We start from the raw sequence: 22,062 nt of genomic DNA on the forward strand, positions 1-22,062 counted from the left end.
TCCTCAGCTTTTCATTGCATCGTCGAAAGCGATGTTTGAAGGCTCGAAATCAACTTTCCTGACAAACTCGGCAGCTTCCTTGGCACCGAATTCTCTTTCCATTCCACTGTCTTCCCATTCCACCGAGAGGGGACCGCTGTAACCGATGTTATTTAGCTCTCTGATGATTTCTTCAAAATTGACGTGGCCGTGACCGAGAGACCTGAAGTTCCATCCCCGTCTAGTGTCACCAAAGGTCATCATTGATCCAAGTATCCCTGCCCTTCCGTCCAATGTAACTGCTGCATCCTTCATGTGTACATGATAGATCCTTTCTGCGAAATCTCTTACGAAGAGGTGGGGTTTTACTCCCTGCCAGATGAGATGGCTTGGATCGAAATTGAATCCAAGCGTCTTTCTGTAATTGAATACCTCTAACAGCCTCTTTGCGGTGTAATAATCAAAGGCGATTTCGGTGGGATGAACTTCAAGTGAGAATGTAATGCCTTCAGCATCGAACTTCTCAAAAATAGGTGTCCAGAGATCAACGATTTCCCGATAGGCGTCCTCAACCATCTTCTCCGTTGTTTGGGGGAACGAGTACCAGAACTTCCATACAGGAGAGCCTGTGAAGCCTGTTACAGTATAACAGCCCATGTTCTTTGCAGCTGTAGGAGCGTACATCATCTGCTCTATTCCCCATGCTCGAATCTTTTCGGGATTACCTTTACAGCTGGCAGGAGCAAATCCATCAAGCCTTACGTCATAAAGATCTCCCACACACTGCCCCATAAGATGGGCACCGAGGCCCAGCATTTCAGATTGTACTTTTCGAGAATCTCCTTCCTTTTTTCGACATAATTTGGATCTTTAGCGGCCTTTTCGAGATCCATGTGATCTCCCCAACAGGCAATCTCAAGGCCATCATATCCCCACGAACTGGCTTTCTTGCAGATTTCCTCAAAAGTGAGGTCGGCCCACTGCCCCGTAAACAATGTGACTGGTCTATTTCCCATATCATAACCTCCTGACTAGATGTCTACCCAGATACTCCCCTTCTGAGAGCTTTCAACTGCCTTTCCGATAAACCTCACTCCTGCCAAGCCGTCTTCGACTGTTGGGAAATCGGCTCCAGACATGTCTTCTCCACTCTTCTTCTTTATAAGAGTTGTTGCGAAATTCCGGTAGATGTTTGCAAAGGCTTCATAATATCCTTCTGGATGTCCCGCCGGAATTCTAGAAACGCTTGCAGCATTGGGCAGCATGTATCCACCACCCCTTGAGAGAATCTGGACCGGTTCCCCAACGTATGCTATCTTCAGGTAGTTTGGATTTTCCTGTTCCCACTCTATTGATCCCTTGCTTCCGAATATTCTGACTTTAAGGCCATTGTCATGACCAACAGCAACCTGGGAAGCCCAGAAGACACCCCGTGCCCCATTGCTGAATCTAACGAGGATTTCGGCGTTATCATCCAGGGTTCTGCCCGGGACGAACGAGTCGAGACTGGCACAAAGCGACTTGAGCTTGAGGCCCGTGATGTAGGAAACTGTATTTTCAATGTGACTTCCAATATCGCCGACACAGTTCGATTTTCCGGTCTGTGAGGGATCCGTTCTCCATGCTGCCTGCATGTTGCCGGTATCTTCCAGTCTTGTAGCTAGCCAGTCCTGAGCGTACTCACCCATGACAACCCGAATTTCACCTATTGCTCCATTCTGTATCATTTCCCTTGCGTGTTTTACCATTGCATAACCGGAATAAGCGTATGCAACGGCAAAAAGCAAATTCTTCTTTTTTGCCAAATCCGCAAGTTCCTGTGCTTCAGATTCGTCGATTGCAAGAGGCTTTTCACAAACGACGTTTATATTTGCTTCAAGAAATTCCTTGGCAATTGGGAAGTGAGTGACATTTGGAGTACAGATACTTACGAAGTCAATTCCATCTTCTCGCTCAGATTCTTTTCTCGCCATTTCTTTGTAGTCCTTGTATACTCTATCATCAGAAACTCCAAGCTTTTTGGCCGTTCTTACAGTGTCGTCATAGTAAATCGAAAAACATCCGGCTACAAGCTTTGCAAGGCCGTCGATTGCTATTGCCTTTCTATGAACGTCACCGATAAACGAACCCTCGCCGCCGCCTACCATTCCATATCTTAGCTGACCAGCAGAGGCGACTTCCTTGCCTTCAATCATCTCTCTCACCTCTCGTATATGATGTTTTCTTACGAACAAAACACTAAGAAGATAAGGAATTTCTCCTATTCTCTAAAATTATAGCTAAAACCAGACCTAATTCTTGCATTGCATCTGACCAAAAGAACGAGTGAAAAACGAAAGAATTTTGCGAGAAACTGCATTGACTTTTGCTGTTTTCATTAGATGAAGAATAATCATCTCAGATCGTTCCTGAAGCGCCTATAGGATGTTCAAGTGAATTCTGGCAGCATCGATTTAATTTTTTGCCCCATAAAAATATTTATCAGTTTAAGACTAAGGCGGGCTACCCGCCTTAGTTGAGGTAAGTCTGGAGTCCCTTCTTGATTCTGCTCATCATCAAGAGGAATAATATGACAGTCGTTAGACATATCCAGAGAATCTGAATGGCGAAACTTGACCAGTTAATGCTGCGATTTACGATGTCTTTGAGTACGACAAATGACCAGTATGTAGGTGACCAGAAGAATATGAAATGTAGTCTTTCGGGAAGTATGAAGCCAAGTATTACAGGCATCAGGAGTAACCAGCCGCTTATCTTCATGTTTGCAATCCCGCTCATCTGTGAAGACGAGATTACTCCGATGAGAAAACCGACGACAATACCGATAATTGAGCTTAAAATAGTAACTATTATTAGTTTCAGATAATCCATAGTGGGCAAGTCGAGAATCAGAACGGCCAGAAATGCGTGAATCAAAGGAATGATAATCCCAAGGATGCTTCTTCCGAGAATGAGTTCGCTCTTTTTTATTGGTGTTACCATGAGAGCTCTCATTGCTCCTGATTCTGTTTCTTCGATGATATTAAACCCTATTACCATTCCTCCCAAAACAAAGGAGATGATTACAACGAAAGTGAATCCGAATACTGTTACCGGTGCGACAAATCTTCCTTGATCGCTTTCTTTAAAATCGATATGCCTCATCGTATCAGATTGAAGTCCTGTGAGGATGATCTTTGCAATCTCTTCTATTTCTTCCGATTCGTTACCCTGAAGAAAGAGATTAAATGATTCGCCTTTCTTGTATATAGCCACAGAGTCATCAGAACGTCCGACTCTTTCCTTCATTTCCGCTTCGGATGAGACGGGTTCGACGCTACCAAACTTCTCAAGAGCTTCCAAAGTGGCCTTCTGGTCTTTCAGAGTAACGAACGATAAAGAAAGACTCTGAAAATCAGGTGCTATGATTCTGAAAAAGAATGAGAAGATTATCGGGGCCACGAGTATGTATATCACCATCTTATCTCTAACACCGTTGATGGTGTCTATTCTGAAAACATTGAGTATCCTCTTCATTCTCATGATCTCACATCCTAACCCTTCGTATTCTAAGCTTGTAGAGATTGACGGCTATCACAAAAGCCAGCACCGCTTCGACCGCTACCAATATCATGTAGGAAATATCTGTTGAACCCTGATGAGGAAAAACAGCTCCTTGCAACGAGAAGAGAATGGGAAAAGTAGGAAGTATTCTCAGATACCAGGGAGAGAATCCTTCCAGGTAATATGAAAGTATCGGTAATGAGAAAATTACCGTCAACGTCAGAATAGCGGCCATTGACTGAGATAGGTTCTCATAGAAACTTGCAGCTATTAGAGAAACAGATGTCGAGAGGAAGCTCCCAACTGAGACAATCAAAACAAGCTGTAGGTACTCAGCTTGGAGACCAACCGTAAGAGCCGTGAGAATGATCGCGAAAACTATCCCTAGAATCATGAGAAAGATCACTTTGGCTCCCAGATATTCCCAGACTCTTCCCGGTGTCACCGCAAATGCGTCGAGGGTCTTCTGAGATTTTTCGCTGAAAACCATTGCAAAGACCATTATCATACCCATCATTACGGCTTCAAACATCAGGAAGATCGGAAGAAAAGACTTGTTAAAGGGGATATCGAGTCCATCATCTTGTTTTCCCTGAAGGTACTGGACACTGTTGCTGGAAATCGGCTGATTATCTGAACCATTTAGAAGATGGGCAACCACTAGTTTCACAAGCTCTCTGGTTTTCGTGTCTTCATGTCCCTGGAAAACCAGCTCAAATGATGGGGAAGCTGTATCGCCTCTCATAATTACGCCAACACTATTGAAACTTCTATTGAGTGATTCATAGAGCTCATCACGACTGTTGACAAATGAAAGTGACGATTCGGAACTACGATCACTGGCTTCGATCGCTCTCGCGATTTCCTCGTTTTCAGTTAGAAGAATTAGCTGTGTGCTGGTTGAAAGATCCTCGGGAATCAGAAATGTCATCAAAAGGAAGTAGGCCACAGCCAGCATTACGGTAAGCAGGAAGAAGTGACTCCTCCAACCTAGTATTATTTCCTTAGAGGTGTTCGTGAAGAGTCTCATATTTCTAACTTCTCTCCGGTCACTTTAATGAAGATCTCTTCAAGGGTAGCTTCTTTAGAATGAATCGTCTCAATCACCTCATGGTCAAGAAGAGAATTGAGCTTCTGCCGATCAGCTTCGTAAACAAGAGAAAGGCTTTCCCTCTTCAGAGAACTATTTTTCCTGTATTCAATTTCCACCAGTTTCTTACCATGCTGTAGTTTTAGATTCCTCGGGGAGTCAATGAGCGAAATCTTTCCAGAAACAATGAATGCCACCCTATCACATAGTTCATCGGCGATGTGCATATTATGCGTCGTCAGAAAGATCGTTGTGCCCTTTTTCTTCTTCTCTTTGATTAATTCTTTTATTGCTGCGGAAGTTGATGGGTCTAGCCCGGAAACAGGTTCGTCCAGAAACAAGACTTTCGGATTGTTAATGAGAGAACGAGCAAAGACCAGTCTTTGTTGCATCCCTTTGGAGTATTCTCCTACCCTCTTTTTAGCAACGTCTTTCAGGCCGATCATGTAGAGCATATGGGCTGGGTCTTCTGTCGGTACATCGTACAGACTGGCAAAATACTCAAGGTTCTCGATACCAGTCAGCTTGAGATAAAGATTAGGATTTTCAAAGGAGACGCCTATGTTGTTATAGAAGTCAGGGGTAGCTGCAGAAACATCGACATCCATGACCCTTACTTTCCCCTTTTGGACCGGTAAGAGGCCCGTTAATATTCTCTGAGTCGTCGACTTTCCTGCCCCGTTTGGACCGAGAAAACCGAAAATCTCTCCCTCCTTGACTTCGAAAGAGATGCCATTTACGGCGAACTCTTCGTCTTTCCCGTAAGAATAGTAAAGATCACATACCCTAATCATAATCTTCTCTCCTCTTCATACCGTATTCAAGAAGATTAATTAGAGAGAGGTACTTCTCCCTCGTTTCGTCAGTAATCTTCCCATTGCTGCTGGATCTTATCATTTCACTCAGTGAGAGCATGAAGGCAGTAATCAACTTCGCTGATAGCTCCGGATCCACCCAATCAGCTAATTCACCGTTATTCTTTCCTCGTCTAATCAAGGAAATAATTAAATCATCGCTTGATGGAGCATACTCTATCAGAACCTCATCCATCAAAGGTTTGTTTGCAACGAGACTGTCACTGATCTTCAAAAACCGAGGATCTTCCTCGGCCATCTTTATTCCTGCTTCAACCATTACCCTTAATGTTTCAAATACACTCAGCTCTCTGTGTGAGATTTCGATGCCCGTCATAATCTCCATCTTTTTCTTGTAGATAATGTCCAGAACATATCTGAACAAATCAGACTTGTTTTCGAAGTACTGGTAGAAGCTACCTTCGGGATTGAAGATCTTCGGACTATTTCGTTGACTCTTGAAATTTCATATCCATTCGCTGCAAACTCATCTATGGCAGCTTCCAAAATTCGTTTTTGCTTCGTTTCCGGCAAGTTGAAGAAAGTTTCCTTTGGCACTCAAACATCTCCTTTGTGACCGATAAGTCATATGACTAATCAGTCACATTATACTCCTTGTGGTATTCTGAAAGCAAAGATTCGATATAGCTGAACAGCATTGTTAACTTGAAATTAAGGAGGCCATTGTTCAAAAGTCGTCTCCTGGATCTCTATTGTTTCTTTAGTAGCTTGGAAACGAAATGGAAGAGTTTTGGATCATCGCAAGCGAGTATTTTGAGAAATCAGATGAGTGGGCTCTTCATTTTCTTCGTGATGCTTTCACAAAAAAAAAAGGAGAGCAGCGTACGCTGCTCTCCTTGTAGATCAGCTAATTACTGGAGAACGTCGATAGTTATAAGTTTCAGTGGAATTATTACCTTAGGTTCCACAGTTGCGCCGTTGATGATTCTCTGTGCCGCGATAACTGCCATCTGCATCTGTAGGTAAGGCTGCTGTTGAACTGTTGCAACCATTTCACCGGCTTTTATGGCTGCAATTGCATCATCTGTGGCATCAATTCCGACAATCTTTATTTCGTCCAGTCTTCCCGCGGCAATCACTGCCCTAACCGCGCCGAGTGCCATCTCGTCATTGTGTGCGTAGATTCCGTCCAGCACCGGGTTACCTTGAAGAATGTCTTCCGTAACTCTTGCACCTTCTTCTCTTGAGTAATTGGCTGTTAGTGATGCTACTACTTCGATACCTGGGTACTTCTTAAGTTCGTCCATGAAACCTTTCTGTCTGTCAACTGCCGACGGTGCTCCGGGTATCCCCTCAAGGATGGCTACTTTTCCTTCTCCGCCAAGTGCTTCTGCCAATGCTACTGCGGCGAGCATACCTGCTTCCTTGTTATCGATGTCTAAATGCTGTTCCACTACTCCACCATTTGAAGGTCTTGTCACAGTGATAACCGGAATTCCGGCTGCGTTTGCTTCAAGAACTGCCGAGACTATTGCGTCAGAGTCAACGGGGTTGATAATCAACACATCTACTCTTCTCGTTATGAGATCCTGAATCTGAGCAAACTGAGTTTCCGGCTTATCCTGAGCATCCAAAACGATCATCTCCAAACCCAGTTCGCTTGCCTTTGCCTCTCCCCCCTCCTTCATAGTTACGAAAAAGGGATTTGCAAGTGTCGAGACTGAAAAACCGATGGTTTTTGCAGCAAAGCCCGTTAGCGCTAACAATCCGATAATAAGAACTACCAGAAACATTCGTTTCATGTTACCCCTCCTTTTTTTGATAGAGAATCTTAATCACTACGTTTTGCCAGTACGGCAACGAGTATTATTACTCCTTTCACTATTTGTTGAAAGAACGATGATACTCCTACGAGATTCATTCCATTATCGATAACTCCTATTACCATGGCACCCAGGAGAGTGCCCAGAACTGTACCAACACCTCCGGAAAGAGATGCTCCCCCAAGTATTACAGCCGCTATTACATTCATCTCAAGTCCTTCGGCGGCAGTTGGCTGAGCGGAAAGAAGCTTGGAAGTTATGAGAATACCACCAAGCGCACTCATTAGACCGGAAATGACGAAGGCAAGAACCCGGTATTTCCTCACTGGTATTGCTGATAGCCTAGCTGCTTCCCTGTTTGCTCCAATTGACTTCACATACACTCCGTGTTTTGTTCTGTTCAGAACAAAGAAGGCGAGAATGAAGACTCCGGCAGCTATTATCGTTGAAACCGGTACTGGTCCGAGATAGCCAGCACCCATTATCGCGAAATCTACAGGCAATCTGGATATCGGCTTTCCTCCGGTCCAAACCAGTGCGGCTCCCCTTGCAATCCCCATCATAGCAAGTGTCACTATGAAGGATTGGACTCGACCGTAAACAGTCAGAACGCCATTCGCAAACCCGATTCCGACCCCAAGTATCAACCCCGCAATCAGGCCTAGGAAGATGGAGCCCGTTGCATTAAGAACCGCCGCAGTTGCAACTCCAACTAATGCTGCAGAAGAACCAACAGAAAGATCTATCTCACCTGTGAGTATTACAAAGGTCATTCCAATAGCGACAATTAGAGTTATCGACACCTGCCTGGTAATGTTCAGCAGATTCCTAGAGGTGAAGAAATATGGTGACATCAATGAGAAAACCACCATTAATGCTACAAGGATTAAGATCAGCCCTAGTTCACCCTTTAGCAATCTCAAAAATTTGTTAACAAACGCCGATCTGTCATTTTTCTCAATCCTATTTTCCATGTGCATTAACCTCCAAGCGCCAGTGTCAATAACTGCTCTGTAGATGAATCTTTACCTTCAAGTTCGGCGACAATTGTTCCTTTTCTTATCACAAGGATTCGATCGCATATCGCACTCATCTCCCGGAATTCAGATGACAATATCAATATTCCTGTACCCCTATCGGCAAGGTAGTTGATCAGAGAATAGATCTCTGTCTTTGCACCGATGTCAATTCCGCGAGTCGGCTCATCAAGTATCAAGATATCTGGTTCACCACAAAGCCATTTTCCAATAACAACTTTCTGCTGGTTTCCACCAGAGAGATTCTGGACTGCCATTTTTATGTCTAAAGGTCTTATTTTTAGTTTTTCTGACGTATCCGTTGCAATTTCTGATTTCTTTTTGCTCGAGATTATTCCGTTCTTAATGGCGAGATCGATGTTTGCAACACAGATGTTATGTTCTACGTTGAGCCTAAGAAATAAGCCCTGTTCCTTTCTATCCTCTGGAATGAAAGAGATACTATGTCTCTTTGCATCATCGGGCGAGTTTAATCTCACTTCCTTGCCAGCAATTGAGAGCTTTCCCTTTATAGCCCTGTCTGCTCCGAACAAACCGAGGGCAAGTTCGCTTTTTCCAGAACCGATTATTCCCGTTATACCGAGGATCTCGCCTTTTTTCAAGCTAAAACTGACTGGAGCAAGCATCTTGTCGGTCTTGAACTCTTCTATTTCCAACAGTGTATCTTCGGATGGTCTCCCCTCTCGTACCGGGAACTCTTCTTTCAAGGTTCTTCCAAGCATTGATTTTACCAGCGTCTTTAGATCCACCTTATCAATTTCGAAGGTTCCGGCGTTTTGACCGTCTCTCAGTACGGTGGCTCTGTCACACACTCTAAAGACTTCATCAAGATGATGGGAGATGTAGATCATGTTCACTTTTTTTAGTTTCAGATCATCCATAATCTCAAACAGAGTATCGATTTCCACTCTGCTCATACCGGTTGTAGGTTCATCGAGAAGAAGGATATTGGCGTTTATCGATAGCGCTTTTATTATTTCCACTATCCTTTTCTGCCCAAGACCTAGGTCTCTGACAAGAGTGCTAGGATCTATTTCGATTCCGAAGGAAGATAGATACTCCGCTGCTCTTCGAATGAGCTCTTTCTTTCTTAAAGTTCCAAAGAAGGATGTGGTAGGTTCGTGACCCAGAAATATATTCTCGGCTACTGTTAGTGAGTCTACGAGACTTAGTTCTTGATATATTGCGCCTATTCCTTTGTGTCGTGCGTCTACGGGGTCTTCAATCGTTACTGTTTTTCCTTGGACCTGAATAGTCCCCGAATCCATTTTATGAACTCCGGTCAGGATCTTTATCAGTGTAGATTTTCCAGCTCCGTTTTCGCCAAGGAGCGCATGTACTTCACCTTCGCTCAGCTCGAAGTTGACATCCTTCAGAGCATGGATTCCACCAAAAGATTTATATATTCCTTCCAGTTTCAGCGCAATATCGGGCACCTGTTACACCTGCCTTCTTAGTAACTTCTCGACGCTTTTCGGAGCAGGGATAGAAGTTTGAGCACCGGAGATCGTAGTGCTCAATGCTCCTGCTGCATTTGCCCACTCTAGAGATTCCTTCAGATGCACACCCTTCGATAAAGCTGCTGCCAAAGCTCCTGAAAAGACATCTCCAGCCGCAGTTGTGTCCACACAGTCAACGTCAAAGGGCTTCAAGTCCATGAAGTTATTGCCATCAACTCCAACAACGCCTTTTTCGCCAAGAGTTATTATTGGTAGATTGAAGCCCATTGAACTTAGTCTTTGGAGGGCAATCCGCGCAGATTCTCTGTCGTGAACATCTATGCCTGTCAGAATCCTCGCTTCGGATTCATTAGGCTTTATTAAATTGATCAAAGGCGCGATGGAATCGGGGAACCCATTTCTAGGAGCAGGCGCGGGATCGACGATCGTAAACATTCCATTTTCATGGGCCAGTTTGATTGCCCTGAAGATTGTCTCCTGTGCTATTTCCATTGTTAACAAAAGAATACGCCCGCGTTTGAAGAGATCAGAGTTTTTCTCCACGTCTTCAGGAGAAAGCCGCGCATTACTACCCGGGGTAAAAGAAATCGAGTTTTGCCCATTTTTGTCAACTCTTATCATTGCAATACCCGCTGTGCTTTCGGGATCCCTAAGTATTCTGGAAGTGTCTACCCCTTTTTCCTTCATCATCTGGATCAGTTCTTCACTGAATCCGTCACCACCAAGTTTCGTAAACATCTGAACTCTCGCGCCACTGATTGCCGCCGCAACTGCTTGATTTCCTCCCTTTCCTCCCGGGTATGTACTGAAGTTGTCTGTGAGAACAGTCTCTCCAGGCTCAGGAAGTCTATCCATTACCATCACTAGATCCATGTTCATGCTTCCCATGCAGAGAATCTCTCCGTTAAATGCGTAATCAATCATCGTAGCCCGCCTCTCTAAGGGATTCAACGGTTTTCATAAAGCTTCTGACGTTGTTTGGATCAACGGGATTCTTCCAGTTGTTGTCCCTCTTGAAGTAGCTTCCGACGATTGCTCCATCGGCAAACCTAAGAAGTTCACCTACGTTTTCTTTTGTCAAACCACTTCCGATCATCACCGGAATGCTTACAGCTTCACTGAAACTTTTTACTTTTTCTGCGTTAGGTGCCTGCCCGGTCTCAAATCCCGTAACGATTAGAATTTCTGCCCCTTCCGATTCGGCGTCATGAGCCTGTTCCTCAACACTTCTGTCAGAAATAATGAAATGACTCCCATGTTTCACATTCACATCACACATGAACTTAATCTCTTCTGCGCCTATAAGTTTTCTGTATCTAGAAAGCTCTGCCCCGATGCCTTCCGTCAAACCCGCGTGAGAAACATACGCATTGACCCATTCGAAGATTCTTATCCATTTTGCGCCACCAGCAACTGCGGCGGCGAGTGCTGCCTTTCCTCCATTGAGATGGCAGTTCACACCTACAGGTATATTGACGGCTTCTCTCACACTTTGAGTCGCTACTGCCAGGGCAGCGGAAGTCTCGTGACCGATCCTTTCCCCTTTGAGATATGGAAAGTCCCAGATGTTTTCAATTTGAAGTCCATCAACACCACATCCCTCCATAATTCTCGCTTCTTCAATAGCGATCCTGAGAATCTCCTTCATGCCCAGTTTTTCGGGATCGTATCTCGGTGATCCTGGAAGGGGACGCAGATGTATCATTCCAATAATCGGTTTGCCTTTTTTGAATATGCTGCTTAGAACTTCCCTATCTCTTCTCACATAACCACCTCTTTTTCTTTTGGCGCAGATGAAATCGTGATACTTGAACTGAGCCTTTTGCCGAAATCTAGAAATCGACTCCGGAAACCAGGATTATGTTTGCATATGGGGTGAATTCCCCAGTCTTAACGAAGACTTTTACCTCTTTGCCCTGGAGACTTCCATTTAAAACGAGATCCTTGAACTCCGGATGAGGAATGTTCTCTTCAATAATGTCGTTGCCCTTGTTTTTCACTTTAGAGACTATCTCCTTTAGCTGAGAATAGATCTCGGGGCTTACTGATCTGGTCTCGTCAGCAATGATTACCTTTTCAATCTCGAGCTCTTCAAGAACGACTTTAACGACATCCACGAATCTTGGTAGATTTCTTCCGACTGACACGTCAATGCATACAGTGTTCCCATGCCTAGGAAAGGGAAAACCTCTATCCGTTATTACCAGCATGTCACCGTGCCCAAGCCTCGCGACTTCTCTCGAAAGATCGTTGTGAAGAATGCCTTTTGTTTTCATCATTTCACCTCCAAAGATTTGTCAAACTTGCGTTGATTCTCTTACAATAAGATGTGAATCGAGTTCAATCTTTCTTGTGTCGACGTATTCTCCATGTTGCTTCTTAATAATCTTTTCTAGAAGCAGTTTCATCGCTGTCCGTCCAGCTTCGTACTTAGGTTGATCGACAGTGGTCATTGACGGAATCACCAGCGAAGAATACAGAACGTTGTCGAAGCCGGCTATGGCGATATCTTCGGGGATTTTCAAACCATTTTGTTTTGCCGCCTCGATCGCTCCCCACGCCATCATGTCGTTTCCAGCAAAAACGGCTGTAGGCCTTATCTTAAGCTTCAAAATGTATTGCTTCATTATCTTGAAACCATCTTCGTACTTGAAACCACCGAAATAAATCTTCAGGTTTTCGCCTTTAATACCGTCCTTTTCTAATTCGCTACAAAAGCCTTGAAGCCTCCTGACTGCGCTTGGAACATCTTTAGGACCAGATATACAAGCGAATCTCTTGTGGCCTTTGTCCAGCAAGTGCCTTGCCAGTTGAGCGGAACCCTTGAAGTTATTCGTGTATACTACATCAATTAACGGGTTTTCTATTTTGAGGTGCCTATCGAGGATTACCATAGGCATTCCATTGGAGAGATCGGCTAGAAGCTCCTCATCCATTCTCGGTGCCACATTTATGACACCATCTACTCCATGTCCAAGAAAAGAAATCAAGGTTTCTTCTTCTCTGTAACTTCTTCCATCACTATTACAAAGAAACATCTGGTAGTCGTGCTCGAGAGCTATGCTCTCTACCCCCCTGGCAATCTCGGCGAAGTAGGGGTTTGTTATATCTGGAACCAAGAGACCAACGAGAAAGGACTTTCTGATTTTGAGGCTTCTCGCTATTTTGCTCGGTCTGTACTGTAAAGCGTCTATAGATTCCAGAACAACTCTCTTTAGCTCTGGGCTGACGTATTTTTTGCCAGACATAACATTTGACACTGTGGCAACCGATACCCCTGCACGCTTAGCAACATCTTTCATGTTCGGCATTTAATCTATCCCTTCTGATTCGCCAGTTAAACGTTTAGTTAATCGTTTAACTACAGTCTATCATCATTCTTTTATTTGCCAAAACTCGGTTTTCTTCGAATGAAGCTGATCATTTATGCTGAAAGGCAATTAAGTGCTTTTATCTCACCCAATCGCATCCATTTCTGCAGTCGCGCAGTTCACTTAACGGGCAAATCCATAAGGATAACGGCGAGACGTTTTGGAACAAGTAAGTGCAAATTTCCTTTTCTGTTAAAGATTAGTGAATGATTAACCGGTTATGCTAGAAAAATATCGATCGTACTATAATGGATGAGATCAAGTTATGCGGTTACTTACTTAAGCATTAACGGAGGTGGTTATGTGAGTGATACGAAGAGGTTATACAAGTCTAGAAAGGACAAAGTAATAGATGGTCTCGCAGGTGGAATAGCAGAGTATCTGGGGGTAGATCCGGTGATTGTAAGGCTGGTGTTTGTTGCTCTGATCTTCGCAGGTGGTGCCGGATTGATTATATACATAATTGGTATGTTTATAGTACCCAGGGCACCTATCAATAGCGAGAACAACGTCGTGATAATGGATGAAGAGGGGAAGCCGATAGAAGAGGGAAAAAAGGAAGAATTCTCTGATAGCAAGAGTAAACTGATCATCGCGGCGCTTCTCATAGTATTTGGGATAGCCCTTCTTTTAGGATCATTTACTCCCTGGAACATTTTCAGCGGTATCTTCTGGAAAACCGTTATAGGTGTTGTATTGATTGCAGGTGGAGGATTTGTGATCTATAAATCAATAAATAGGGGATGATCCTATGAAGATCGCATTGGGATTGATCTTTGTCCTGGTTGGTGTTTTGCTGATCTTCGGTCTATTTACGGGAGACACTCTCCTAAATGCTTTGGTCAATTTGGCGAATTTCTGGCCGATCATTCTTGTTCTGGTAGGAATGAGCATACTTGCTAGCATTAGGGGACTCAGGTGGATCAGATACTTGAATACAATACTTATTGTAGCTTTTGTGCTGTTCGTTTTCTTCTGGCCCTCTCCATTTCTTGCCGGTAAGAAGGCCGTTAGCGATACGGTAGTATTGGAGAGTTCCGATTCTGCAACGAGCATCGAAATTCAAGTCGACCTCGCAATGTCGAACATAAGTTTAGAACCCTTAAGAGATGAAGTAGCATCTTCTACGGTTGCCGTGGTCGATTATGCCGTACGTGGTTCAGGTCTTAAAATTGAACAGGATATAACTCAGCTGTCGCAGAGGTTCATAATGAAACCGGAATCGAACGTTTCATGGTTGGGAACGAGTACAGTCGTTATGAAACTTAATCCCGCTTATGACTATGTTCTAAAGTTTAACGGGGCTGTCATGAACTGCAATTTTAGTCTAGGGGAGCTTAGAGTTGATGAACTTAGAATTAACGGAGCGATCGTCAAGGCAATTGTTTCTATGTCAGCAGCGGGCTTTACGAATATGAAGGTCAATGCCGCGATAATCAATTCAGAGATCCACATACCGGAGAATATTCGGGCGATTCTTAAACCTAGCGCTGCAATAAAGAACGTAAAAACGGATTTACCTTATACAGGCAATGAAGAATATGTATTCGAAAGTGTTTCATTTGATTTCAGTTCTTACATTACTTTGGAAAGCGCAATAATGAATTTGAAGGTCTTACGCTGAAGCTATCTTCAAAGCCTTTTCACAAATCGAGATTTCCAATGGTAGGCTTCCTACGACTTCTCCGTCCATCTGAATAATTACATCTCTGTCGCTTTTCAAAGAGATGTTTTTAGCGGTTCGATAGCTTACTGTATCAACTACCAAATGCTCCCCTCGATAGATCTTCGGAAAGTGATAAAGCAGACGCAATTTCGACATCTTTGAAACACCCACAACGTCAAAATATCCGTCATCCACCAGGGCTTTGGGTGCTATCCTCATTCCACCGCCAAAGTAATTTCCGTTGGCCATGGTCAAGAAGAAGTAGCTGCCTGAAGTTTCTTCTCCGTCGACAATGAAAGTTAAAGGATAAGTTTTCGAAGTGAATAATTCGATCAAAAAAGAAAGAAGGTACGCCATCTTGCCGCTTGTCTTGAATCTTGATTTAATCATTCTAACTGTAATTGCTGCGTCAAATCCGGCTCCAACTACATTAACAGCGTACCGTGAAGCTTTCACGCCGTTCATGTCTACATAGGACACCTTAAGCAGATCGATTTGTCGTACGTTTTCACCCGCAGCTATCTTGACCATTTCTCGATAATTGTGCTTTAGATTGATCGTTCTAGCGAGATCATTACCGGAGCCCAGAGCGACGATGCCTACCGAAGCATTCGATTTTCCCTTTATCATCCCATTTACGATCTCGTTTAGTGTGCCATCTCCCCCCACACTGATTATTCGATCGTAGTTCGGGTTTTTTGTCACAAAACTTAGAGCATCTTCAGGACCAGTAGTAATGTGGATGTCGTAGTCAGCAATTTCCTCTCGGAGCAATGAGGAAATGCTTTTTTCAAAGTCCCTGCCAGCTTCACCGTGACTAGCATTTGGGTTAACTACTACGAGGGTCTTCAATCGTGTTACCTCCGCCTATGCCGCGATGGTTGATTTTAACACAACTTTTCAGATCATGGATTCCAGTTTGTGAACTATAAAGGCTGCAACATCTTCAGCGAAAGTTCCGGGCCCGAATCCGGCGTCGTATCCAAGTTCTTTGGCCAATTCATGAGTAATTCTCGCTCCACCGGCTATCAGAATGATCTTTTTTCTTATGTTTTCAGCTTCGAGAAGCTCGACAAGCGAAGTCATGTTTCTAAGATGGACGTTTTTGGCCGTAACAGTTTGAGACACGAGAATTGCGTCCGCATCAAGTTCTATCGCCTTTGAGACTAACTCCTCATTTTCAACCTGACTGCCGAGGTTATAGGCATCGATATTTCTGTAACGTTCGAGGCCATAGTGCCCCGCAAAACCCTTCATATTCATAATTGCGTCAATACCAACTGTATGAGCGTCTGTACCTGTGCTAGCACCAACAACAACGATTCTTCTCTTTATTTTCTCTTCAATAAATCTGTCGATCTCCTCCATCGACATCTTTTCAAGCGTAATTTTCGGCACTCGAATTGCTGTGTAGTCAATAGCGTGAGAAAACTCTCCGTAGGCGAGAAAGAATGTGAATCCGATTGTTATTTCCTTTGAAAAGACGATTTGCGGGTTTTTCAACCCCATCTTATGTATCATCTGCTTAGCTGCTTCATCGGCCTCGGGCCCTCCAGGCACTGGCAAAGTAAAGCTGAGCTGGACTTTGCCGTCATTCAGCGTGTCTCCGTATGGAATTACTCTTGTTAAGTCTATTTCAGAGGGAAATTGATTCTTCTTTTCAGAGCAGTTATCCATGATTGCGCCTCCCAAGCATTTTCTCGATAAATGGATTTCTGTATTTCGACCCCTTTCTTACTACCCCATCCAAACCTTTTCCTCCATGTGGGGATCTCTTGATGTTTGCAAAAGTGCCTCTTTCGAGCGTTTCAAAAAGACCTATCGATTCGATTTCCCTTAGCAGTTGAAGAGCTTCCTCAAGAACCGTCGCTGCTCTAGTCTGAATTATTCCGTTGTCTTTGAAGGTTATCTCATCGCCTAGATCGCGCAGATTGTTGAAAACATATCTTGCGTTTTCGATCGCAAGGTACCTATCGCTCATAAAAGGAGTGTGAATTGCCTCGGTAAGCATTCCCAGAAGCTGAATCCCTTGATTTGTCATTATAGATATCACATTGAATAAGGTGTCCTGGGCGTAGCCCATAAAGATATTTCCAGTCATGAACTTTGTAGGGGGCATGTACTTCAAAGGTGCCTTCGGGAAGATCTCTCGACTCATTTGTGCTTGAGCAAGTTCATACAGAAAACCGTTTTCAATTGATGGATCCATTTCGAAGGCATGACCGAGCCCCATCTGCTCTTCGGGTATACCTGCCATGAGAGCCAGGCTTTCATTTATTAACTGAGAAGCGAGTACTGTGTGCGCTTCTTCAAAAGCATCTGCCGTCGTGAGGTAATTGTCTTCTCCTGTATTTATTATGACGCCCGCAAATCCATTTATTACTCTCGAAAAATACTGATCTATCAAAGTTCTCTTCATGTTTATGTCTCTGAATAGAATTCCGTAGAGAGCATCGTTCAACATTACATCCAGTCTTTCGATGGCTCCCATTGCAGCTATTTCCGGCATGCACAGACCCGAGCAGTAATTGCAAAGCCTTATGTACCTACCGACCTCTTTTCCGGTGTCGTCGAGAGCCGACCTCATTATTCTGAAGTTCTCCTGTGTAGCGTATGTGCCTCCAAATCCTTCAGTTGTTGGCCCGTAAGGCACATAATCAAGGAGACTCTGGCCCGTAGACCTGATTACAGCAACTATGTCCGCTCCTTGTCTTGCGGCTGCTCTTGCCTGAATTACATCTTCGTAAATGTTTCCCGTCGCGACTATCACATACAGGTAGGGCTTTTTTCCCTCACCCAGTTCACCGATCAAAGACTCACGTTTTTCTCGATTCAACTGGACTTTTCCTACAGCATCATTCACGAGTCGGTCGATGCGATCGAAAACTTCATCTTGAGATCTGTAACTCAGACTTCTGAGATCGAGTCTTCCAAATGAGATTTCTTCTGCAATCTTTTGCGGCGAAAGTCCCGTTTCGAGAATCGCATTTCCGATCACATAGGCAGCACCATCATTAATTAGGTTTGATGATTTAAGGTGATCTACTACGACATTTGGGATTGGAATTCCATAATCGTCAACACCATCTATACCAAAAAACCTGCAGATCGCCCTCTCGATACTTACTGTCGTGTGCTCTTCAACAAAGTTATGAACTTCACTGGCAATCCTTTGGGCATAATCTCTTGCTTCTTTGACTTTGTTCATGTTCAGATTCAGCTTTCCATTCATTCGCAACTCTCCTTCAGCTTTCTTATTATCAGTTCAACGAACTCTCTGTCTAATCCCATAAGACGCGCTATTGTTACTGCCTCCCTAGGAAAGGCCGCATTGCTTTCTATTTCTACAAGTGAATGATCCACATAATAAGAGATTTCCCTTCCGATTTCATTTCTCATTCTTTCACGGTCAAGCCCTTTAATAATAAACAGCTTTGCTCCTTCAATCTCCAGGGCTTCTTCATAGTGGGATGTAAGGATGGTTCGACATCTCTGATTTCGACTAAGATACTCTGCCGAAGCCATAAGAAATGCCGGGCCTTCTACGGGGTTTGTATTCCTTCCTATTTCATCAAACAAAAACAGGCCTCTGATATCCATATGGATTATCTCTAGAGCCTTCTTCAGATGGTCTACTTCTCCGGCGAACGATGACAGCCCATCCAAAAAAGACTGTTTGTCGCCACTGTAGTAGACAATCGCATCATATACAGGAATAAAGGCTCTCTTCGCTGGCACGAAAAGTCCATGCTGAAACATTGTCTGAAGGAGAGCAACAGTTCTGAGAAGAACCGATTTGCCGGTCATGTTGCCTCCGATAATAACGGATCTTCTGTCAAAACTGGCGCTAAATGGTTGAAAACTCTTGCCGCTCTTGTTAAGGGATGCAGCTAATTCAGGATTGACCAGTTCTTCAAATTCATATTCTCCCGAACTGATTTCCGGTTTACTGAGACCGAGTTTCCTATTGAACTCTACTAGCGCTACGATCAGGTCAATCTTCCCGATTGTTGTTGCAGAGCTTTGAAGGTCTTCTCGATAAGTGATGAGCTTGCCGGAAAGATCAGCTCTTACTTTCTCTTCGATTTCAAAATTCAGACGGATAAGTTCATTGAGACTCGCTTCGTCATACTCTTCTCTATTTCTCTGAAGTCTATAAAGCTTTTTTCTTACAACCGCGAGAGCATTATCTAACTTGTCAGAAATGTAGAAACTCTCTGTTCCAACATCGTCGGGATCTAGAAAAGAAAACACAACTGACAGGTCGGGAAGCTGCATCCACGAACTGCACTCTCCAATCTCACTTCTCAGTCTTTCTGACCAATAGGCGAAGCTCTTTATCTCAAACAGTTCAATATCGTCGAGAATCTTCCCAGGGGAGAGATTTGAAATAGTTCCCCTAATGTCCCGTACCCTCGCTAGAATAGACTTGAGGGACTCTACTTGTGATTTTCTCTCGTTCACCTCAAGCTGTCTCTTGTGAAAAGCCTCTATATCCTCATCCCTTTTCAAGAAGGTCATAACGCGCAATTCCTCTCTGCCCATAGGAGTAACGGGATCAATGAGAGAGAGGATGTACTCAAATCCACAATCCAAATACTTCAATTTGAACTCTCCTCCAAAACGTCTAGTACTGGCACATCAATCTTGCTTTCAAGTGACTTTATAAGTTTATCTGATTGAATCTTGAACCCGTTCGGTGCTAACGGATTCACTGTGACTGCGATCAGGTGCGTCGGATGCAAGACTTCTAGGTGGCCTCCCGCTCTTTCATACTTTGCGAGAGTTAACTCGTCAAAGAAAACTCGTGAAAAATCCTTCAAGATGATTCTAGTATTCTTTTCTGCTAAGGCAAGAAGAACTGAACATGTAAGCGAACCATTAATGTAAATCGTTCTCCCGGCAAGTTCATGCTTCAAGGATTTTGCTGTTAATGGAGAAGGGCTTAATCTTTCGAAAACACCGTCTTTCTCTACCCACAAACCGGTTCCTAGCGGAGCAATTCTTTTGTGGAGCTCGAGTTCTGTGCCTGGAAGAGAAAGCAATCTCACTACAAAACTGGTCTTCCTACACAGTTCCTCCAAATTCATCGATAATGCCGCACCGGTGGCGAGAATAACTCCGTCCGAAACTAGAGGCGTACCCGGACTCATTCTTGAAGTTGAGCCGTCGATCAGTATCTTTTCACAACCGTAGGATCTCATTGTGTTTACAGCTTCACTCAGATATTCAAGAATAGATGGCCCCGATATTATGACTTTCCCATCGGCTTCCGCCCGCGCAAAAACCGTTCTTCCTAGAGGAGATCTGTAGTCTCTCAAATCTATTACGGTAGCAGAAAAACTTCGATGACGGAAATCCCTCTCAGATGTGACGAAATAAGTCCCTCTGCTTAGAGTTATCTCCGGCTTCTCATTAAGGTAAACTTGGTCTCTCTTTTCACCCTCTAGGCCGGTAGATGTTACTCCTGCAGTTGTGCCCTTTTCTCGAAATTCTTTTAGCATTTGGTTCAAAACAACAGTCTTTCCTGTATTCTTCTCAAGACCGATCACCGATATTACTTCAATTCCCTCGGCCAAATCTGATATTCTGATCCGACGCTTCATTCTCCCTCGAATAGTAGAAGCGCCTCTCCGTCAACTGCCATCTCTCCGTTGTTTTTTTCTACGGTTGTTCTTACAGATAATCTCTTTTTCTCAACTTTGATTTCGAGGATTTCTATAGTAATTAACACTTCTTCTTCAAGAAATATTGGTTTGAGGAATCTTACCTCCTGTTTCATGTATATGGAGCCGGGTCCAGGGAATTCATTTCCTAGAATCGCGGAAATTATCCCCACAGACAGCATTCCATGAGCGATTCTTCTGCCAAAACGGGACTTTCTTGCGAATTCCTCATCTGTGTGAACGGGATTCCTGTCTCCGGTCAAGTTCGCAAAGGAGTCAACCATTTCGGCTGTAATTCTTCTTCTGGTTGAGAAACTCTGGCCCACGAAGAAGTCTTCGAATTTCATTTTCTCACCTTCTTCTCCTTCCACTTCTTTATCCTGTCTCTTCTTTGAAGTGTCGTAGGCTCGAAACTCATCGAATTTCCGTAAAGAAGATCTGATACTCCTGTGAACTCGTATTTCTCTCTGTACACTCTGTCATCAACATCGCTAGAAGTGTCATCTGGCTCATGATATGTGGTGATTACTCCTTCGTAGTTTCTCAGAACGACGACTCTGTCTGATTCGGAAATATTGTACTGAGGCATTACTCGAATCTTACCGCCCCCACCTGGAGCGTCAACGACGAATGTTGGAACGCATAATCCCGACGTGTTGCCGATCAATGATTCCATGATTCCAATACCTTTTCTAATTGAGGTTCTGAAATGACCGATTCCCTGAGAGAGATCACACTGATATATGTAATACGGTCTCACTCTGATCTTGACTAACTGATGCACTAGTTCCATCATTATATATGGAGAATCGTTAACTCCTCTGAGGAGTACCGACTGGTTTCCCAGTGGTATACCTCCATCTGCGAGCATTTCGCATGCCCTGGTTGAATCGGGAGTGATTTCGAGAGGATGATTGAAGTGAGTATTTATCCATACGGGATGATATTTTCTGATCATCTTCACGAGTTCTGGAGTAACTCTCTGTGGGAGAACGACGGGCGTCCTAGTTCCAATTCTAATAATCTCAACATGGGGGATCTCCCTGAGTTCGTTGAGAATGTACTCCAGATAATCGTCTCCAACAAGTAATGCGTCTCCCCCGGAAAGCAAGACATCTCTTACTTCAGGAGTTTCCCGGATATATTCAATAGCATCATCGATTTCCTTCCGGGTTCTCGCCCTGTCGAGCTGTCCAGCGAATCTTCTTCTAGTACAATGCCTGCAGTACATCGAACACTGGTCGGTTATAAGGAAGAGGACACGATCGGGGTATCTGTGAGTGAGTCCTGGTACAGGAGAGTCCTCATCTTCGTGAAGCGGATCTATCATATCCCATTTGTCGATTTTTAGCTCTTTGTCGGTTGGAACGGCCTGCCTTCGTATAGGGCATCTTTGATTATTGGGGTCCATCAACGTTGCGTAGTAAGGTGTTATTGACATTCGTAGCGTTCTGAGACATTCGGCGACTCCATGAGCTTCTTCTTCGGTGATGTCGATAATCTGCCTTAACGCATCAACGGTCTTGACTCTGTTGGCTACCTGCCACCGCCAGTCACTCCACTGAGCAGGTGTTACATCTCTCCACATTGGTATTTCTCTGTAGTCACGCAT

21 protein-coding genes and 1 pseudogene are annotated in these 22,062 nt (G+C 44.0%); 2 read left to right on the top strand and 20 right to left on the bottom strand.

Going from position 1 to position 22,062, the window contains the following annotated elements; genetic code table 11:
• Positions 1-3 precede the first annotated feature (3 nt).
• The 13 genes and pseudogenes from BG32_RS02405 to BG32_RS02465 form a co-directional block, all read right to left on the bottom strand.
• Positions 4-995, bottom strand: a pseudogene (locus BG32_RS02405) (sugar phosphate isomerase/epimerase family protein).
• 15 nt (positions 996-1,010) lie between these two features.
• Positions 1,011-2,174, bottom strand: a complete 1,164-nt coding sequence (locus BG32_RS02410; protein WP_014731502.1) for a Gfo/Idh/MocA family protein — start codon at positions 2,172-2,174, stop codon at positions 1,011-1,013.
• Between the two features lie 316 nt (positions 2,175-2,490).
• Positions 2,491-3,501 carry an ABC transporter permease gene (locus tag BG32_RS02415; RefSeq protein ID WP_099771250.1) on the bottom strand — a complete coding sequence of 337 codons (1,011 nt, stop codon included), beginning with the start codon at positions 3,499-3,501 and terminating at the stop codon, positions 2,491-2,493.
• 4 nt (positions 3,502-3,505) lie between these two features.
• The gene (locus BG32_RS02420) at positions 3,506-4,552 is read right to left on the bottom strand and encodes an ABC transporter permease (protein ID WP_099771251.1); all 1,047 of its coding nucleotides are present in this window, start codon (positions 4,550-4,552) and stop codon (positions 3,506-3,508) included.
• On the bottom strand, positions 4,549-5,406 hold the full coding sequence (locus BG32_RS02425; protein ID WP_099771252.1) for an ABC transporter ATP-binding protein: 858 nt from the start codon (positions 5,404-5,406) through the stop codon (positions 4,549-4,551). Before BG32_RS02425 ends, BG32_RS02420 begins: the two co-directional genes overlap by 4 nt.
• Positions 5,399-5,803: a hypothetical protein gene (locus BG32_RS16075; RefSeq protein WP_259459451.1), complete on the bottom strand. Its 405-nt coding sequence runs from the start codon at positions 5,801-5,803 to the stop codon at positions 5,399-5,401. The genes BG32_RS02425 and BG32_RS16075 overlap by 8 nt, the downstream gene beginning before the upstream one ends.
• Positions 5,804-6,338: 535 nt before the next feature.
• The gene (locus tag BG32_RS02435; RefSeq protein ID WP_006487874.1) at positions 6,339-7,229 is read right to left on the bottom strand and encodes a substrate-binding domain-containing protein; all 891 of its coding nucleotides are present in this window, start codon (positions 7,227-7,229) and stop codon (positions 6,339-6,341) included.
• Between the two features lie 29 nt (positions 7,230-7,258).
• Positions 7,259-8,224 (bottom strand): ABC transporter permease, encoded by a 966-nt coding sequence (locus BG32_RS02440; RefSeq protein WP_257211843.1) that lies wholly within the window; start codon positions 8,222-8,224, stop codon positions 7,259-7,261.
• Between the two features lie 5 nt (positions 8,225-8,229).
• Positions 8,230-9,723 carry a sugar ABC transporter ATP-binding protein gene (locus BG32_RS02445; protein WP_099771255.1) on the bottom strand — a complete coding sequence of 498 codons (1,494 nt, stop codon included), beginning with the start codon at positions 9,721-9,723 and terminating at the stop codon, positions 8,230-8,232.
• Positions 9,724-9,726: 3 nt separating this feature from the next.
• A complete protein-coding gene (rbsK, locus tag BG32_RS02450; protein ID WP_099771256.1) occupies positions 9,727-10,671 on the bottom strand; it encodes a ribokinase in 945 nt (314 codons plus the stop codon).
• Positions 10,664-11,512 (bottom strand): BtpA/SgcQ family protein, encoded by an 849-nt coding sequence (locus BG32_RS02455; RefSeq protein ID WP_014731511.1) that lies wholly within the window; start codon positions 11,510-11,512, stop codon positions 10,664-10,666. Before BG32_RS02455 ends, rbsK begins: the two co-directional genes overlap by 8 nt.
• Before the next feature lie 67 nt (positions 11,513-11,579).
• Positions 11,580-12,026, bottom strand: a complete 447-nt coding sequence (rbsD, locus tag BG32_RS02460; RefSeq protein WP_257211844.1) for a D-ribose pyranase — start codon at positions 12,024-12,026, stop codon at positions 11,580-11,582.
• A gap of 18 nt (positions 12,027-12,044) precedes the next feature.
• On the bottom strand, positions 12,045-13,058 hold the full coding sequence (locus tag BG32_RS02465) for a LacI family DNA-binding transcriptional regulator (protein ID WP_099771257.1): 1,014 nt from the start codon (positions 13,056-13,058) through the stop codon (positions 12,045-12,047).
• Positions 13,059-13,421: 363 nt separating this feature from the next.
• On the opposite strand from BG32_RS02465, the gene BG32_RS02470 reads away from it, so the two are divergent.
• Both BG32_RS02470 and BG32_RS02475 read left to right on the top strand, forming a co-directional pair.
• Positions 13,422-13,865 carry a PspC domain-containing protein gene (locus tag BG32_RS02470; RefSeq protein WP_006487862.1) on the top strand — a complete coding sequence of 148 codons (444 nt, stop codon included), beginning with the start codon at positions 13,422-13,424 and terminating at the stop codon, positions 13,863-13,865.
• 4 nt (positions 13,866-13,869) lie between these two features.
• Positions 13,870-14,742, top strand: coding sequence for a hypothetical protein (locus tag BG32_RS02475; RefSeq protein ID WP_099771258.1), 873 nt, complete (start codon positions 13,870-13,872; stop codon positions 14,740-14,742).
• Here the strand turns inward: BG32_RS02475 and BG32_RS02480 are convergent.
• From BG32_RS02480 to ablA, 7 genes are read right to left on the bottom strand one after another with little or no spacing between them, the layout of a single operon-like run.
• On the bottom strand, positions 14,734-15,636 hold the full coding sequence (locus BG32_RS02480) for a diacylglycerol kinase family protein (RefSeq protein ID WP_099771259.1): 903 nt from the start codon (positions 15,634-15,636) through the stop codon (positions 14,734-14,736). The two genes, BG32_RS02475 and BG32_RS02480, sit on opposite strands and share 9 nt — an antisense overlap.
• A gap of 48 nt (positions 15,637-15,684) precedes the next feature.
• Positions 15,685-16,461 carry an OAM dimerization domain-containing protein gene (locus BG32_RS02485; RefSeq protein ID WP_099771260.1) on the bottom strand — a complete coding sequence of 259 codons (777 nt, stop codon included), beginning with the start codon at positions 16,459-16,461 and terminating at the stop codon, positions 15,685-15,687.
• Positions 16,454-18,016, bottom strand: a complete 1,563-nt coding sequence (locus BG32_RS02490) for a lysine 5,6-aminomutase subunit alpha (RefSeq protein WP_099771261.1) — start codon at positions 18,014-18,016, stop codon at positions 16,454-16,456. The genes BG32_RS02485 and BG32_RS02490 overlap by 8 nt, the downstream gene beginning before the upstream one ends.
• Complete coding sequence (locus BG32_RS02495; RefSeq protein ID WP_099771262.1) at positions 18,013-19,389, bottom strand: MutS-related protein; 1,377 nt, start codon at positions 19,387-19,389, stop codon at positions 18,013-18,015. Before BG32_RS02495 ends, BG32_RS02490 begins: the two co-directional genes overlap by 4 nt.
• Positions 19,386-20,390 carry a hypothetical protein gene (locus tag BG32_RS02500; RefSeq protein WP_099771263.1) on the bottom strand — a complete coding sequence of 335 codons (1,005 nt, stop codon included), beginning with the start codon at positions 20,388-20,390 and terminating at the stop codon, positions 19,386-19,388. Before BG32_RS02500 ends, BG32_RS02495 begins: the two co-directional genes overlap by 4 nt.
• On the bottom strand, positions 20,387-20,797 hold the full coding sequence (locus tag BG32_RS02505; protein ID WP_099771264.1) for a MaoC family dehydratase: 411 nt from the start codon (positions 20,795-20,797) through the stop codon (positions 20,387-20,389). The genes BG32_RS02500 and BG32_RS02505 overlap by 4 nt, the downstream gene beginning before the upstream one ends.
• The gene (ablA, locus tag BG32_RS02510) at positions 20,794-22,062 is read right to left on the bottom strand and encodes a lysine 2,3-aminomutase (RefSeq protein WP_014731519.1); all 1,269 of its coding nucleotides are present in this window, start codon (positions 22,060-22,062) and stop codon (positions 20,794-20,796) included. The genes BG32_RS02505 and ablA overlap by 4 nt, the downstream gene beginning before the upstream one ends.

This window comes from Mesotoga sp. HF07.pep.5.2.highcov (genome assembly GCF_003666285.1).
In the GTDB taxonomy this organism is placed as follows: domain Bacteria; phylum Thermotogota; class Thermotogae; order Petrotogales; family Kosmotogaceae; genus Mesotoga; species Mesotoga prima.

What these genes read in the sequence shown, in the direction of transcription:
- BG32_RS02500 (WP_099771263.1), bottom strand. Translation starts at nt 20,390, where the DNA reads ATGAAGCGTCGGATCAGAATATCAGATTTGGCCGAGGGAATTGAAGTA.
- BG32_RS02485 (WP_099771260.1), bottom strand. Translation starts at nt 16,461, where the DNA reads ATGGATAACTGCTCTGAAAAGAAGAATCAATTTCCCTCTGAAATAGAC.
- BG32_RS16075 (WP_259459451.1), bottom strand. Translation starts at nt 5,803, where the DNA reads ATGACGGGCATCGAAATCTCACACAGAGAGCTGAGTGTATTTGAAACA.
- ablA (WP_014731519.1), bottom strand. Translation starts at nt 22,062, where the DNA reads ATGCGTGACTACAGAGAAATACCAATGTGGAGAGATGTAACACCTGCT.
- BG32_RS02415 (WP_099771250.1), bottom strand. Translation starts at nt 3,501, where the DNA reads ATGAGAATGAAGAGGATACTCAATGTTTTCAGAATAGACACCATCAAC.
- BG32_RS02420 (WP_099771251.1), bottom strand. Translation starts at nt 4,552, where the DNA reads ATGAGACTCTTCACGAACACCTCTAAGGAAATAATACTAGGTTGGAGG.
- rbsD (WP_257211844.1), bottom strand. Translation starts at nt 12,026, where the DNA reads ATGATGAAAACAAAAGGCATTCTTCACAACGATCTTTCGAGAGAAGTC.
- BG32_RS02425 (WP_099771252.1), bottom strand. Translation starts at nt 5,406, where the DNA reads ATGATTAGGGTATGTGATCTTTACTATTCTTACGGGAAAGACGAAGAG.
- BG32_RS02490 (WP_099771261.1), bottom strand. Translation starts at nt 18,016, where the DNA reads ATGAATGGAAAGCTGAATCTGAACATGAACAAAGTCAAAGAAGCAAGA.
- BG32_RS02475 (WP_099771258.1), top strand. Translation starts at nt 13,870, where the DNA reads ATGAAGATCGCATTGGGATTGATCTTTGTCCTGGTTGGTGTTTTGCTG.
- BG32_RS02410 (WP_014731502.1), bottom strand. Translation starts at nt 2,174, where the DNA reads ATGATTGAAGGCAAGGAAGTCGCCTCTGCTGGTCAGCTAAGATATGGA.
- BG32_RS02505 (WP_099771264.1), bottom strand. Translation starts at nt 20,797, where the DNA reads ATGAAATTCGAAGACTTCTTCGTGGGCCAGAGTTTCTCAACCAGAAGA.
- rbsK (WP_099771256.1), bottom strand. Translation starts at nt 10,671, where the DNA reads ATGATTGATTACGCATTTAACGGAGAGATTCTCTGCATGGGAAGCATG.
- BG32_RS02440 (WP_257211843.1), bottom strand. Translation starts at nt 8,224, where the DNA reads ATGGAAAATAGGATTGAGAAAAATGACAGATCGGCGTTTGTTAACAAA.
- BG32_RS02465 (WP_099771257.1), bottom strand. Translation starts at nt 13,058, where the DNA reads ATGCCGAACATGAAAGATGTTGCTAAGCGTGCAGGGGTATCGGTTGCC.
- BG32_RS02435 (WP_006487874.1), bottom strand. Translation starts at nt 7,229, where the DNA reads ATGAAACGAATGTTTCTGGTAGTTCTTATTATCGGATTGTTAGCGCTA.